The sequence below is a fragment of the Sphingobacterium sp. UGAL515B_05 genome, from assembly GCF_033097525.1.
In the GTDB taxonomy this organism is placed as follows: Bacteria; Bacteroidota; Bacteroidia; order Sphingobacteriales; family Sphingobacteriaceae; genus Sphingobacterium.
Window position 1 is genome coordinate 5,524,066 of sequence record NZ_CP109907.1, and the last position, 13,719, is coordinate 5,537,784.

13 protein-coding genes are annotated in these 13,719 nt (G+C 36.6%); 6 read left to right on the forward strand and 7 right to left on the reverse strand.

The genetic code is table 11. The features are described 5' to 3' along the window. Positions 1-561: 561 nt before the first annotated feature. Both OK025_RS23145 and OK025_RS23150 read left to right on the forward strand, forming a co-directional pair. Entirely contained in the window at positions 562-1,089 is a 528-nt protein-coding gene (locus tag OK025_RS23145) for a hypothetical protein (protein WP_317667094.1), read from the forward strand. 69 nt (positions 1,090-1,158) lie between these two features. Further along, on the forward strand, positions 1,159-1,572 hold the full coding sequence (locus OK025_RS23150) for a (deoxy)nucleoside triphosphate pyrophosphohydrolase (protein WP_317667095.1): 414 nt from the start codon (positions 1,159-1,161) through the stop codon (positions 1,570-1,572). Between the two features lie 884 nt (positions 1,573-2,456). On the opposite strand, the gene pgl is transcribed toward OK025_RS23150, so the two are convergent. The 5 genes from pgl to OK025_RS23175 all read right to left on the reverse strand — a co-directional run bounded on the left by pgl (position 2,457) and on the right by OK025_RS23175 (position 7,618). After that, on the reverse strand, positions 2,457-3,167 hold the full coding sequence (gene pgl / locus OK025_RS23155; protein WP_317667097.1) for a 6-phosphogluconolactonase: 711 nt from the start codon (positions 3,165-3,167) through the stop codon (positions 2,457-2,459). A 16-nt stretch (positions 3,168-3,183) separates the two neighbouring features. Further along, positions 3,184-4,665: a glucose-6-phosphate dehydrogenase gene (gene zwf, locus OK025_RS23160; protein ID WP_317667098.1), complete on the reverse strand. Its 1,482-nt coding sequence runs from the start codon at positions 4,663-4,665 to the stop codon at positions 3,184-3,186. 8 nt (positions 4,666-4,673) lie between these two features. Next, the gene (gene gndA / locus OK025_RS23165) at positions 4,674-6,092 is read right to left on the reverse strand and encodes an NADP-dependent phosphogluconate dehydrogenase (protein ID WP_317667099.1); all 1,419 of its coding nucleotides are present in this window, start codon (positions 6,090-6,092) and stop codon (positions 4,674-4,676) included. A gap of 111 nt (positions 6,093-6,203) precedes the next feature. Beyond that, the gene (locus OK025_RS23170; protein WP_317667100.1) at positions 6,204-6,395 is read right to left on the reverse strand and encodes a hypothetical protein; all 192 of its coding nucleotides are present in this window, start codon (positions 6,393-6,395) and stop codon (positions 6,204-6,206) included. 431 nt (positions 6,396-6,826) lie between these two features. Beyond that, entirely contained in the window at positions 6,827-7,618 is a 792-nt protein-coding gene (locus OK025_RS23175; protein ID WP_317667101.1) for an MBL fold metallo-hydrolase, read from the reverse strand. 107 nt (positions 7,619-7,725) lie between these two features. Here OK025_RS23175 and OK025_RS23180 point away from each other — a divergent pair, with 107 nt between their 5' ends. Together OK025_RS23180 and OK025_RS23185 are read left to right on the forward strand one after the other, a co-directional pair. Beyond that, on the forward strand, positions 7,726-8,058 hold the full coding sequence (locus OK025_RS23180) for a helix-turn-helix domain-containing protein (protein ID WP_317667102.1): 333 nt from the start codon (positions 7,726-7,728) through the stop codon (positions 8,056-8,058). A 117-nt stretch (positions 8,059-8,175) separates the two neighbouring features. Further along, the gene (locus OK025_RS23185; RefSeq protein ID WP_317667103.1) at positions 8,176-8,916 is read left to right on the forward strand and encodes a class I SAM-dependent methyltransferase; all 741 of its coding nucleotides are present in this window, start codon (positions 8,176-8,178) and stop codon (positions 8,914-8,916) included. 261 nt (positions 8,917-9,177) lie between these two features. Here the strand turns inward: OK025_RS23185 and OK025_RS23190 are convergent, their stop codons facing one another. Together OK025_RS23190 and OK025_RS23195 are read right to left on the reverse strand one after the other, a co-directional pair. Continuing rightward, complete coding sequence (locus OK025_RS23190; protein WP_317667104.1) at positions 9,178-10,089, reverse strand: helix-turn-helix transcriptional regulator; 912 nt, start codon at positions 10,087-10,089, stop codon at positions 9,178-9,180. A 58-nt stretch (positions 10,090-10,147) separates the two neighbouring features. Continuing rightward, positions 10,148-11,068: an NAD-dependent epimerase/dehydratase family protein gene (locus OK025_RS23195; protein WP_317667105.1), complete on the reverse strand. Its 921-nt coding sequence runs from the start codon at positions 11,066-11,068 to the stop codon at positions 10,148-10,150. Between the two features lie 148 nt (positions 11,069-11,216). Between OK025_RS23195 and OK025_RS23200 the strand changes: the two genes are divergently transcribed. Further along, positions 11,217-11,357, forward strand: coding sequence for a hypothetical protein (locus OK025_RS23200; RefSeq protein ID WP_317667106.1), 141 nt, complete (start codon positions 11,217-11,219; stop codon positions 11,355-11,357). Between the two features lie 787 nt (positions 11,358-12,144). Further along, a complete protein-coding gene (locus OK025_RS23205) occupies positions 12,145-13,611 on the forward strand; it encodes a two-component regulator propeller domain-containing protein (protein WP_317667107.1) in 1,467 nt (488 codons plus the stop codon). The last annotated feature ends 108 nt before the right edge of the window (positions 13,612-13,719 follow it).

Genomic DNA, 13,719 nt, shown 5'->3' on the forward strand with positions numbered 1-13,719 from the left:
ATCTGGAGCAATTGCTCGCTCGAATCTGCACAACTCCACTTTGGGAGGACGATTTATTGTCAATAGACGATGCGCTATTATTGGTAGGTACAAAAGCGTGCAAGATGATTGGATCTTGTTGGTAAAGCAGAAAAGGGGGAAATAAAAAGCCTCCTTATTAATCGTTAAGGGAGGCAATGTTAGCTACATGCTCGCTTTGAATAAATGTTAAATCTGCTTTGGGCTTCGATCTACTTTAGATCAGTAATTATAACTTTCCTCACCATCTTTAAGTGCTGCTTTTCTCAAATATTTTTTTGGCAAAACAGTATGGCTTTTGATATTGTTATCTATTAAAATTTTATAAAATGTAGAGAAATATGATTGCATCTGTATTTTAGTTTTTCCGCTCGAACTATTTTATTGGAAACTCAACGCATAATTTTGATGTACAAATTTCAATTCTCCAACCCGCTCACTTTGGATTTTCCTTCACAAAGAGGTACATTGCAAAAAAATTGATAAGACTGACGAATTATTTTGTAAAGTCGGTTGAGTTACTTTCCTTCAAAACAATTTAATATGAAAAATCACATAATTACTGGAATATTTTTGCTTCTGTTCACAAATTTAGCATTTTCACAATATTTCACCCTAGCTCCAATAGGTTTCGTCTCTAAAGAGAATCTAGATTATACCGTAGTGGAAGTTGCTGGCGCTAAACAGCAAGAACTTTACGATAACGTACTAAAGTCGATCAATAGCTTATATTCCAATCCCAAAGAAGGCCTGACTTTGGTTCCTGGGCAGGCGATCACTTTAGCAGCTTACCAACACAGGGGACTTAAAACATCCGCTATTGCTTACTATGATGTCAATTACACCTTGTCTTTTTTGTTTAAAGATGGAAAAATAAGAATCAATAGTCCAACTTTTAATGCTCAAATTATGAACTACAATGGCACTTGGAATAAAATGGACGTGAAAAAATTTTATTTCAAAGGTAACGGTAACACAAAAAGAGAGAAAAGCCATCAATTCGTAAACGCGTACTTTAATGGCCTGATCAAATCCATTCTTGAAAAATCCACCAATATTGATAATTGGTAGTTCATTTATTCAGGCAACGTGCATGCAATTGATGGATAAAAAGAAACCTTGAATTAAATATTGATCATTATGGATCTTATCACAGTTGTCTGCGGAATTATATTCAAAGATGATCTTGTTCTGATCTGTCGACGGAAACCAGAAAAATCTTTAGGCGGTTATTGGGAATTTCCTGGAGGTAAGGTGGAGGAAGCAGAGACTCACGAGGATTCGTTAAAACGGGAATTAATGGAAGAACTTAATTTGGACGTGAATATTAAAAAGTACTTTTTTAATACAGTTCACCATTACGAAAAAATCACAATTGAATTGATCTCGTTCATTTGTGAGACCGAGAATATAGCTTCAGAGTCGACCGATCATGATCAACTCGAGTGGGTAAAGGTTATTGATCTATTAAACTGGAAGCTTGCTCCTGCTGATATTCCTATTGCAAAGGAATTGATGGAAGAATTTAATGATCCTTTTGACGGAGAAGAGTAAATCAAACATATCATCGAATCAATATGGCAGCTATAGATCATCCTGAAAACGAATTGCACCTTTATATAAATAGTAAGCCAGTTTATAAACGGAAGTTAGATACTTATGAATTTGAAATTTTCGATAGCGCAGCATACCGAGTAAAGGAAATTATTAGATGGAGTGGTCGTATATATTAAAACACTGGGGGGGTACCTTATTGCTTCCGGCAGCATTCCTCACTATATATGCAGGAATTGAGAGTAAGGATATTATAGATAATCTTTTTCTATTTCCTTATTTTTTGATCATCGCGGCTATCTATTCTCTACCGACTTTATTGGTCTATATTTTAGCATTCTATTTACTGAATCGTTATAAAGTTGATCTAAGATTGGCAAAGCTCATTTTGATTATAATAACTGTTGTTGGAATTTGCGTGACATCTTATCTAATATCGAAAACTATGAGCTTAGAATTCGTCATTACGTATTGCGTTTCCACCACTCTTTGCGGTGTATTTTTTAAATTTAAAAAGACATAATTCAAATTTTGGTTGGTACTGGACACGCTGCAATATTTAGAACATTTTTCGAAATGGATAAAAGTTTTGAGTTAGTAGACCTGACAAAAATTTTAAACTGAGATCAATAAATCAGGATCGGTCGTTTGAATAACATTTAAATAAAGTCTTATTGTATAAATAATTTAGTGATCCTATTTGTACTATCCTTAGTAACCATTTCTTTAACTTAGAAATGGCTACTAAGGTGCACGGCTAACTTAAGACAAAAAATATTGAATTTTATAGGAATCTAACGTGTTACTAAATTTTTCGCAGGCATACTGCCTACTCCAAAAGCACAGTTGAAAATAAAGGGCATTCGGATGAAAAGACAATTGAATTAAATTCCCGCTTCTTTATCAGTAAAAATCTGGACTCCTGCTTTCTTTTCAATTAACTGTAGTGGATATAGTTCAGGATTATATACACCATTAAGAACCTCATTCAAAGCGTTTTTCTTGGATTTACCAAATGTAACAATCAGAATATTTTCAGCTTTATTGATAATAGGTTCAGTCAAAGTAATTCTGAACATTTCCTGTGGCTTTAAATAGTAGGCGTCTACCCATTTTTCTTTTTCTTGTAAAATCTTTTCACCTGGAAAGAGAGAAGCTGTGTGGCCATCATCACCCATTCCTAAAAGGATGAAATCAAAAATACCGTCAGCTCCCAAAACATTTCTGATTTGAGCTTCGTATTCTTTAGCATAATTTTCAGGCTCGATTCCCTCTTTATACATAGGGAAAATCTGATTTTTATTGACCGGAACCTTATTCAAAAGTACTTCCAAAGTCATCTTAAAATTACTTTTCTCATCTTCAAGAGAAACCCATCTTTCATCTACCCAAAAAAAATGGATTTTGTCCCACATTATTTTATCTGCATATTCGGGAGTAGCTAATAAACTAAAAATAGCTTTCGGTGAAGAGCCACCACTCAATGCGACCACAAATTTATCATGCTTCTGGATCGCTTTTTGCGAAAGCTCAACAAATGTATCTGCCGCTTCTTTATATAAAGCATCCAGATTATTAAATATCGTAATATTCATTCTCTTTCATTAAATTTTAAACCCACTGATGTCCCTGCCGCTCTACCAGTGCATCACTGTCATCAGGGCCCCAGTTTCCTGAAGCATAATTTGGAAACGAAGGGTCTTTGGTTTTTTCCCAGGTTTCCTGAATCGTTTTTATCACATCCCAAGCTTCTTCTACCTGATCAGAGCGCATAAACAGTGTAAGGTCTCCCACAAGTGCTTCCAATAAAAGAGTTTCATACGCCTCGGGCGTATCGGTCTGACAGGCAAAATTATCGAAAATCATTTCCACAGGTTTAAGTGCCAAAGACAAACCTGGTTTTTTAGACATAAACTGCAATCTGATGTCCATTTGTGGCTGGATATTAATAACCAATCGGTTAGCCGACAGAAGCGAGGTGCTTTCTGAAAACATGGAATTTGGAAGTGGCTTAAACTGAATCGTTATATAAGAATGCTTTTCTTTCATCTTCTTCCCGGTGCGAACATAAAAAGGAACATCCTCCCATCTTTCATTATCCAGATAAAACTTGATAGCGACAAATGTTTCCGTATTGGAATCATGGGCAATTCCCTCTTCCTGGCGATAGCCATTTACTTTTAGCCCATTTACTTTGCCTCGTCCGTACTGCCCTCTTACTGCATAATGATCTACTTTTTCGGGAGAAATCCTACGGATGGATTTTAAAACATCAACTTTACGATCCCTGATCTCACCAGATTCTAGTGAAGCCGGAGGTTCCATAGCAACCATACAAAGAATTTGCAAAAGATGGTTCTGAATCATATCGCGCAAAGCTCCTGTCTGCTCATAAAAACTGGCTCTTGTTTCCACTCCTACTTCTTCGGCAACCGTAATCTGCACCGATTCTATATGTCTGTGGTTCCAAAGAGGTTCAAAAATTGAATTTCCGAACCTGAACGCCAAAATATTCTGAACTGTTTCTTTACCTAAATAATGATCGATACGATAAATCTGTTCTTCTTGAAAAGTTTGTGAAAGAAGATTATTTAGCTCAATGGCAGATTCCTTATTGTGACCAAAAGGTTTTTCGATAATAATTCGATCTGTTGCAGGATCAGATGCTATCGACGTATTTTTAAGATGATTTGAGATTACCGATACAAAGTGTGGTGCAATCGACAAATAGAAAAGTCTGTTTCCTCTCATTCCGTACACCTTATCAAAATTTTCTAGTTTCTGATATAAATTCCGATAAGAGTTTTCTTCATCAAGCTGATGCTGAAAATAGCTGATGTGCGCCTGAAAACCAGCCCAATCTTCCTTGGTTACAGTTTTTCTGGAAAATTTCTCCAGATTTTCTTTAATATAAGCGCTGAATCTTTCATCCGTATTTTCGGCTCTTCCTAAAGCTAAAATATTAAACCCTTTTGGCATTCTGCCATCGATATATAAATTGTAGAAGGCAGGAAAAAGCTTTCTTTTTGCCAAATCCCCTGTTGCACCAAAAATAACGATCGTTGTTGGATGCAGGATTGTATTGTCACTCATTATTAGATTCAGTTATTTGGGTTTTGCCACGAAGTATGAAAGACTCCTTCTCTGTCAGTTCTTTGGTAAGTGTGTGCACCAAAATAATCACGCTGAGCCTGAAGCAGGTTTACAGGTAAAGATTGTGTGGTATAAGCTTCGAAATACCCTAGAGCCGACTGAATTCCTAAGCTTGGAATTCCGTTTGATACAGCAAAAGCAGCTGTTTTTCTTAATGAAGAAATTTTATCTTTTACAATTTCTGAAATTTCCTGATCCAATAAAATATTAGATAAGTTCTCGTATTTTGAATAAGCCAGATAAAATTTTTCCAATAAAACCGAACGGATGATACATCCACCCCTCCAGATTTTAACGACATCTTTTAAGGGAATTTCAAACTGATATTCTTCAGAAGCTTTTACCAATAATGCCAATCCTTGCGCATAACTGATTAAAGTAGATAAATACAAAGCATCCCCCACCTCTTTGATGAACAATGCTGTGTTTTCAGGAGTTTTTACTTCTTCTTTAGCATATAATTGCGAAGCTTTCACGCGCTCATCTTTGTAAGCGGATAAAATTCTTGATGTGACCGCAATATCGATGGTTGGAATAGACACCCCAACTTCCATAGCCTCCTGGGAGGTCCATTTTCCGGTTCCTTTTGCGCCTGCTTTATCTAAAATCTTGTCGACAAGAAAACCGTCTGTTACATCATCTTTTTGCTGGAAAATATCTCTTGTTATTTCAATAAGGAAAGAATTCATCTCGCCTTCATTCCAACTTTTGAAAACTTCATGCAATTGGTTATTGTTAAGATTAGCTCCTTTTCTCAGTAAATCGTATGCTTCACTGATTAATTGCATGATAGCATATTCAATACCGTTGTGAACCATTTTAACGTAATTTCCTGCAGCTCCTTTTCCCATATAAGCAGTGCAGGGCTCCCCGTTTATCTTTGCTGAAATAACTTCCAGCATAGGCTTCACCAAATTGAAAACTTCCAAATCTCCACCCGGCATAATACTCGGCCCTCTTCTTGCGCCCTGCTCTCCTCCAGAAACTCCCATTCCCATAAAATGAAGGTTTTTAGAAGCTAAATCAGCTATACGTCTCTCGGTATCTTTGAAATAAGAATTTCCCGCATCAACGACAATATCTTTTGGACTCAGAAGCGGTGTTATGCTTTCAAGAACAGCATCAACCGGTTTACCTGCAGGAACCATCAAAATAACTTTTCGCGGACTGTCTAAACTCAGTACAAATTCCTCTAGAGAAACAGTTCCAAAAACCTTTGTACCTGAAGCCACTCCTTTACGAAGTTCGATTACCTTTTCTTCATCTAAATCGAATCCTACGACAGAAAAACCATTATCTGCAATATTGTAAAGCAGATTTCTTCCCATTACACCCAAACCAATGACCCCGTAATTATACTTTTCCATTCTTACTTAAAGTTTATGTTATACATCAAAATTACTGAAATGCATGCCAGTAAAAAAATTATCTAAAATTTTCTTTCAATTGTGACATTAGTTATCATCAATTGGAAAATATTACATCTTTTGCGCCAAAGGCCCATCTTTAGTGACCAGACTAGACCAACCGGGAAAAGACCCTACGGTTAGCTTTGCGATCAATCTGAACGCTAGAAATATATTGGCCACCGTTTCTTCCCCAAAATCCCAGGTTACTTCGACAGGTGAAATCGAATCAAATGCTTCAAGGTTTTCTTTGACAAAATCCACAGGATTTAAAAACGGTAAATTCTCCTTTTTTTATGCCATTCAGATTCTCTCGGAGTAGGAACGTTATTGTATAACCATATATCTCCAACTATTCTTTCCTCATTCAATAAGTATGCATAACAAATCTTATCGTCATCTTCGATAAGTAAGGCGAATTCTGGACGATTGTTTGATACGTATCTCGTTAAACTTCCCATGGAATAGCTAATTTAAAACAACGAAGTCGGTACCGTATCACTCCAAAGTGGAGTCAATCCCTCCCTATCGAAAGCTTCATAACGGTGACTTGTTCAAAGAGATTGTTCAGCATAGCACTAAGATAACGTTTATATCGGAAAAAAGGCCGGAAGGATCCAGCCCTAATAAATATTTTATCCTATTTTAAACACTAAAACAGGCAATTGTGTTCCATGGAAAAACTATGCTTAAAATTATATCTTGGACTCATGCAATGGTTTTACAACTTCAATACGCTCTCCATCGGCCGGAATAAATGTCTTGTGCAGCAATCCCTCCTTCTCCAATCTTTGCTTTAACTCAAGGCGCGTGGTAGGACAATGATTGATGGCTTCCATGTGATTTGCCAATACTTTGCCTGGTGCATCACGGATAAACTTTACAATATCATCCATTGTCATCAATAGTGGTCTGCCGAAATCGAATTGTGCCGAACCGCAAGCTAGCACAGATACGTCGGGCGTGTAGGTAGCCAACACCTTTTTTACATCATCGGTATAAATGGTATCTGCACTTATATATACTGATTCATCATCGGATGACTGCCATACGAATCCATACACATGCCCCATTGGTTTTCTTACCCAGCCATAACCATGAACTGCAGGTGTCGCAGTAAGTTTGCCTTTCAGAAACGAAATTGCCTCCCAATAATCAATCGCTTGCAGGACATTTAATCCCCATTTTTTTAATTGATGGGCGTGGTTTTTACCGCACAGGACGGGGATTTTACGGCGACGCAAAAACTCGATTCCTACCGCATCGATATGGTCGGGATGCAGATGTGTAATTAAGCAATAATCGATTCTCTGCAACAGTTTTTCGCTTTCAAGGGGTAAATCAACTAAAGGGTTGCGACGGGGTTTGAAACGGAAAAGGGTTAGCGGAACAAATGTCTTTGACTTTCCCAATAAAGGATCAACCAATATAAAGTTGCCTTCCGATTCGATAATAATAGTGGCATTACGTATTTGATGTATTGTCATAGTGATAACGTATTTAAATTCCTAACTTAGCTGGTAAATTTCGGTACAACCTTCGGCTAACGAAAGATATTTACCCAGAGGTTTCCCGGTTACAAAATTGTTACCTAATGAATTATAAGGAATTTGAAAACTGTTCCGTAAATCTTTTTTTCAGAATATTTTCTGGGAAGTGGAAGCCCTTGATTCTCCATCATTTTTTTTATACGGGTGATGAACGCTTCATCGAATTGTGGCGTAAAATGCCCAAGGTTTCCAAAAAGGTATTGTTAGAACAACTAAAAGAAATGGAAAACGATGGAATTGTGGTTCGAAAACAAGTGAACACCTTTCCTCCGGAAGTATATTATGGGTTATCTGAAACGGGTAAAAGTCTAGAGCAATTGCTTCTTCATATTGAATCGTGGATGGAAAATTACCAGCTTCAGCATACTACTGAGTGAGACCCAATGAAAGAAAAGCAAAAATAAGAAATGGTAAATGGTTTAATAGAGGGGTCTGTGATACTGTCACCTGATAAAAAGATGTATCTTAAGCTTATTAAAATTCATTGTCAGATTATGAAGCAAAACAAATATGACGAGCAAATATTCTTCGATCAATATAAAAATATGGACAGATCTATTAAAGGTCTCGAAGGTGCCGGAGAATGGCATGCGTTAAAAAATATCCTTCCTAGCTTTGATGGCAAAAACGTACTGGACCTTGGATGCGGCTTTGGCTGGCATTGCCGCTATGCCATTGAAAACGGTGCCAAAACCGTAGTAGGTGTCGACCTTTCTGAAAGGATGCTCAATAAGGCGAAAGAAATCAATAACCTGCCTGGCATCACATATATCAGAAGTGCATTGGAGGATATCACGTTTGAGGAGCAGGAGTTCGACTGCGTCATCAGCTCCCTTACGTTCCATTACATCAAAGACTTTGATCCGCTCTGCACGCATATAAACCGTTGGCTAAAACCGGGCAGTAGTTTTGTGTTTTCTGTTGAGCATCCGATATTCACAGCTAGACCCAACCAAGACTGGATCTACGATGCAGCCGGAAACAAGTTGTACTGGCCCGTGGACCATTACTTTGAAGAAGGAAAGCGGGAAACACTTTTCTTACAAAACAATGTAATAAAATACCATAGGACACTTACAACATACCTTACAACCCTGCTTGCCAATAACTTTGTGATCAATTTTGTTACCGAACCACAGCCGAATATGGAAATGATTAAAAGTGTTGCCGGAATGGCAGACGAACTCAGAAGGCCCATGATGCTGATTGTGTCGGCACAAAAAAGGCCGGAATAAACCAGCCGTGATATATAGTTATGATCCCAATAATGGAATAGTCGATTTCATAAAAAATAAAAAAACCTTGAGGAGGGGGATCTCAAGGTTTTTACTACCTGTTATTAACCTAATTTATGAAAGTACTCTTATAACAATGGTTAGTTCGCTTTCGTTTGATCTTTTATAAAAAAGTCGAGTTTGTCGCTTCGGCCTTACAATTATTTTTATTTAAATGAGAGCCTATCCAAAATAGTATGGATAAACGCATAGGCGACGTGATTAATTTAGTGATGATCTGAATTCCAGTGGAGAGAGTGATGTTCGACTTTTAAAAAGACGATGGAATGATTGCGGATGCTCAAATCCCAGTTGATAAGCAATTTTGGAGACCGACGTTGAGGTTGTAGAGAGTAATTCTTTCGCTTTTTCGATCAATCTGTTCTGGATATGCTGCTGCGTGGTTTGCCCTGTCTGCACTCTTAACATATCGCTCAAATAATTTGCACTTAGGTGTAATCGATCAGCAATAAAGTGAACTGGGGGTATACCGTTAATGTTTAATTGATCATTTTTGAAATAATCGTCCAATAATAGCTCCAACTTGGAAAGAAGGTCACTATTTACTTTCTTTCTGGTCAGAAATTGGCGGTTGTAATAACGATCGCAATATTTTAACAGGAGATCAAGGTTAGAAACAAGTAGACCTTGTGTAAAAGAATCCATATTGATATCAATTTCCTGTTCAACATTCGCTATGATATCAAAAATGGTTTTCTCTTCCTTTTCAGAAAGATGCAAAGCTTCATTGGCTGTATAGGAAAAATAGCTGTAATCTTTAATGTCGGAACCCAGACCATAACCATGTAGGAAATCCGGATGTACCACCAGGACAAAGCCTCTCACTTTATCAAGCAGTATATCATCAAATTGAAGGACCTGATGCGGAGCAATAAAATACATTATCCCTTCATCAAAATCATAATATTGCTGGCCATATCTGCATTTTCCACCGGCGCAGTCTTTTTTTAAAGCAATAACATAAAAATCGGTCGTTATTGCACTAAGTACAGTCTCCGGTTTCAGTTTGACATCATCAAAATTAAATACACTGATCAGCGGGTTAGCCGGTCTCTTTAACCCCAAGAATTGATGAAGTGCACTTATTGATGATACTTTTTCAGGAGTTTTCATATACTGATCTTCAAATTTATACCTGACTAATTTACTTAATTATTGTGTTCCCTAAAAGCTATTCATCTTTAATGAAACTGATTCCTTGCGTATATGATGTGACTTGAAAATCCGGAAATTTCTTTCTGAATTTTGAATCGTCAAAAATATTGTCATGCGCATACCTTGGAAGTAGCTCCAGTAATTCCTTTACACTTTTGTTGAAAAATGAACCTATTTTGAACATCAATTTTGGGACAACAGAATATTTCAGTTCCCTGCCATAAATTCCTAATGCCATTCGGATAAACTCTTTATAAGTGGGGTGGCTTTTGTCTACCGGCAGATGCCATGTCTGACCAAATGCGTCAGGGGTATTCCCTATCAAAGCAGTGGCGCGGCTCGCATCGGGAGTCCAGATTAGGCTTCTTTTTTTATTTGCGCGCAATGGAACCTTCAACTTTTTACCCCCTTTGATATTGTTAAAAATTAAGGTATTGGTAATACTCTGTGTTTTGCCGGGACCATAAAATTCTGGGGCGCGGCAAATCACTGCTTCAAGTTCACCGGATTCAATTTCCTTCAACACCATTTCGGCCATTTTCCGTCTGACTCTTCCTTTTCTTCCCACAGGTGCAAAATCAGTTTCTTCTGTCAACATGCGATCATTCTGAGGATACATATATGTATTATCAAAGAATACAAGTTTTGTATGGTTAATCTTACAGGCTTCAATGACGTTTTTAAGGATCAGCGGAAACTGCTTCTCCCAGAGATCGGAACTGATCGGAAGGCCTAATGTGAAATAGGCAACGTCACTACCTTCAACTGCTTCAATTGCCTTTTCACGAATGGATAGATCCGCAGAAAAAACCTCGTCCGTGTCATTTACTTTTTTCGCATCCCTACTGACAATTCGTATAGATGAAGTAAAATTTCTATTAAGTTCTCTGGCGAGCTCCCCACCAATCTGGCCGTTTGCTCCTAATATCGTTTGCATATCTCTTGCTGTTTAAATTATTCTACAAAGTTCGGTAACCAGTTTAAAAGCAGGGTAACCGAAATAAAGGAAGTTGTAACATAATCTCTGATTACATCACCTTTTTAAGCTAATGCAGTTATACAAGCTTTTCTATTTCTTCTTCATTATGACTAAACAAATAAGCAATCCGGATGACGGATGGTTTGATGACGATGTAATGGCAACTGACGACCTTACATACGATAGTATAGTGCCCAAAGATCAAATCCAAGATGAAATAAAATCACTCGAACATCTCTTCAGCTAGAAAATAAAACCAGAATAGATACGTATTAATTATTACTTTTAACAACATTAATCCTGCAGCACCATGTAAAACTCATGATCTATTGATAAAAACATCAAAAAGAACAAGAATGACAACGAATATTCCTAGAGCAATTAAACGGGTATACTAATATGAAGGTTGTCCGAACCTTTTCATAATAAGCCCAACGATAATGCTAAGAAGCCCGATGCTTGATTATCATTCATACAATAAAATTCAGTAAAAGAATTGACACGCTAGGTCCTAAATCAATTCTTAACTTTACTTGAAAAAAGAGTCCCGTTATAAGGAACATAACTGGAATCCGTAGTTTTTATTTACACATTTAGTGGGACTGCCCCGAAAAAAATGAAAAAATTTTTTACTTGGTTAATGTATGTCGCGGCTTTTTTTTCTGCAATTATTATATTGTTGTTTATTTATTTGTCTGTTGACCCATTTCGTAAACAAAAACAAAGAAAACTTTATTATAAAAGGATCGAAGAAATAAAAACAGGAGTGCAAAACCAACTTTGTCATAGGATTAAAACTTAAAAACTTCTTTCCAGTTGGAGCCTATCAGGCTTTCTATTTCGCAAAAGCCAATTATATTAACTTTTTTCTTAAATTTATGCCATCAGTTAGCCTTTGCTTACCCAGTCGCTAAATTGAAACTTTTAACTCAATTTCCGCCACTGACGCCAAGCCCCGTAACTTAAGCCGAAGCTACGCGGACAGCTTTACAAGCAATATTAAACGGACACTCCTCGATAGATAAACAAAATAAATGAGAAAAACACTTTTTATCCTTTTTGCTGGTTTGACAATTCAAGCAAAGGCACAAAACTTATTCCCTGTAAAACTCGAAAATTGTAAGGCTGAAAAGTTTTGCCTTGACTGTGGAGATATAAAAGCAGGTTATGAACAAAATGAGTTCACAAAATTACAAGAGAAACTGAACAAGGAATTGAACTTACAAGGAATAAAAGGTGCTGTAAAATTTCAGGTTCTTGTTGACGCAACAGGTCACGGTTGTGTATTAAGTCATACTGACCAATCAAACAATCCCATTTCATTGAAAATTATTGAAGAACTTAACAAATTCAAGAAATGGACACCAGCAATAACAGGTGGAAAGACTGTAGAAAAGTCGTCCATCAATTTAATTTTTGCAATAAGTGACAACAAAATTTCGGGACAGATTGAGCGGATTGATATGAAGGCTTTTAATAAGTCATTTGATAAACCGAACAGCCCCGAGATATACAATAAAACTTACGTGTACAAAAACGGAAGTTTAAAAAAATACAAAATGACAGTTTGGAACTCCAGTAACTCAAATCTTCCAAACAATATGAACGACAATATCACCATTGACAAAAATGGCATTGTTTGGCTGACTGTTGATGAAGGATTGGTCACTTTTGATGGAAAAGAATTCAAAAATGCAGAACAGGATATTACTGACAAGGGGAAATTCTTTTCCTATTATGCATTAACAACAGATAATGAAAATGTGAAGTGGGTTTATGGAACTAAAAATATTTACAGCTTTGACAATGTTAAATGGACAAAGTATGACTCAACCGATATTGGAATAGATGGAGCCTATGAAATTGTTAATAATCAAAAAACTGGAGAAGTATTTTTCTGCTCTGACGAAGGCTTGACCATTTACAAAGATCGAAAGTGGACGAATCTAAATAAAAGCAAACTCAAAGACCTGCCATCAAACAGAGTAAATTTCGCAAAGAGAGATTCAAAAAACAGAATTTGGATTGGAACTTTTAATGGTACAGCTATAATTGACGAAAATAACCAATTAACAAACTTTGAAAACACAAACACCATTTTAAAAGGAAAATGTATTACTTCAATGGACGAAGACGAAAATGGTAATCTTTTTTTTACGCTTTATGAGTTTGACAGAAAAGTGAAAGGGAAAGTAAACAATGATGAAGGAATTGCAATTAGATACACCGACGGAACTTTCAAACAATTTACGACCGAAAATTCAGGAATGCCTTTTAACCATGCAAATTGTGTTCTTTACGACAAAAAAGAAAAGGTTCTTTGGATTTCGACTGATAGAGCCGGCTTAGTAAGATATGACTTAAAAGATGGCTGGGAAAATTATCACAATGAGAACTCTGACATTCCAACTTCCTATATTTCAACAATGACTTTTGATATGAATGGGAACTTGTATCTAGCGACACGACAAGGATTAGTAAAAATTGAAAGAAAACAATAAATACCGCTGATAATAACAGAGTTTTCATTTTGTACGTAAGGCAAGAAATGAAAGCTCTGTTGGACGGAACCTAAATCAACTTTATTTATTTTGATGATTAATACTTTT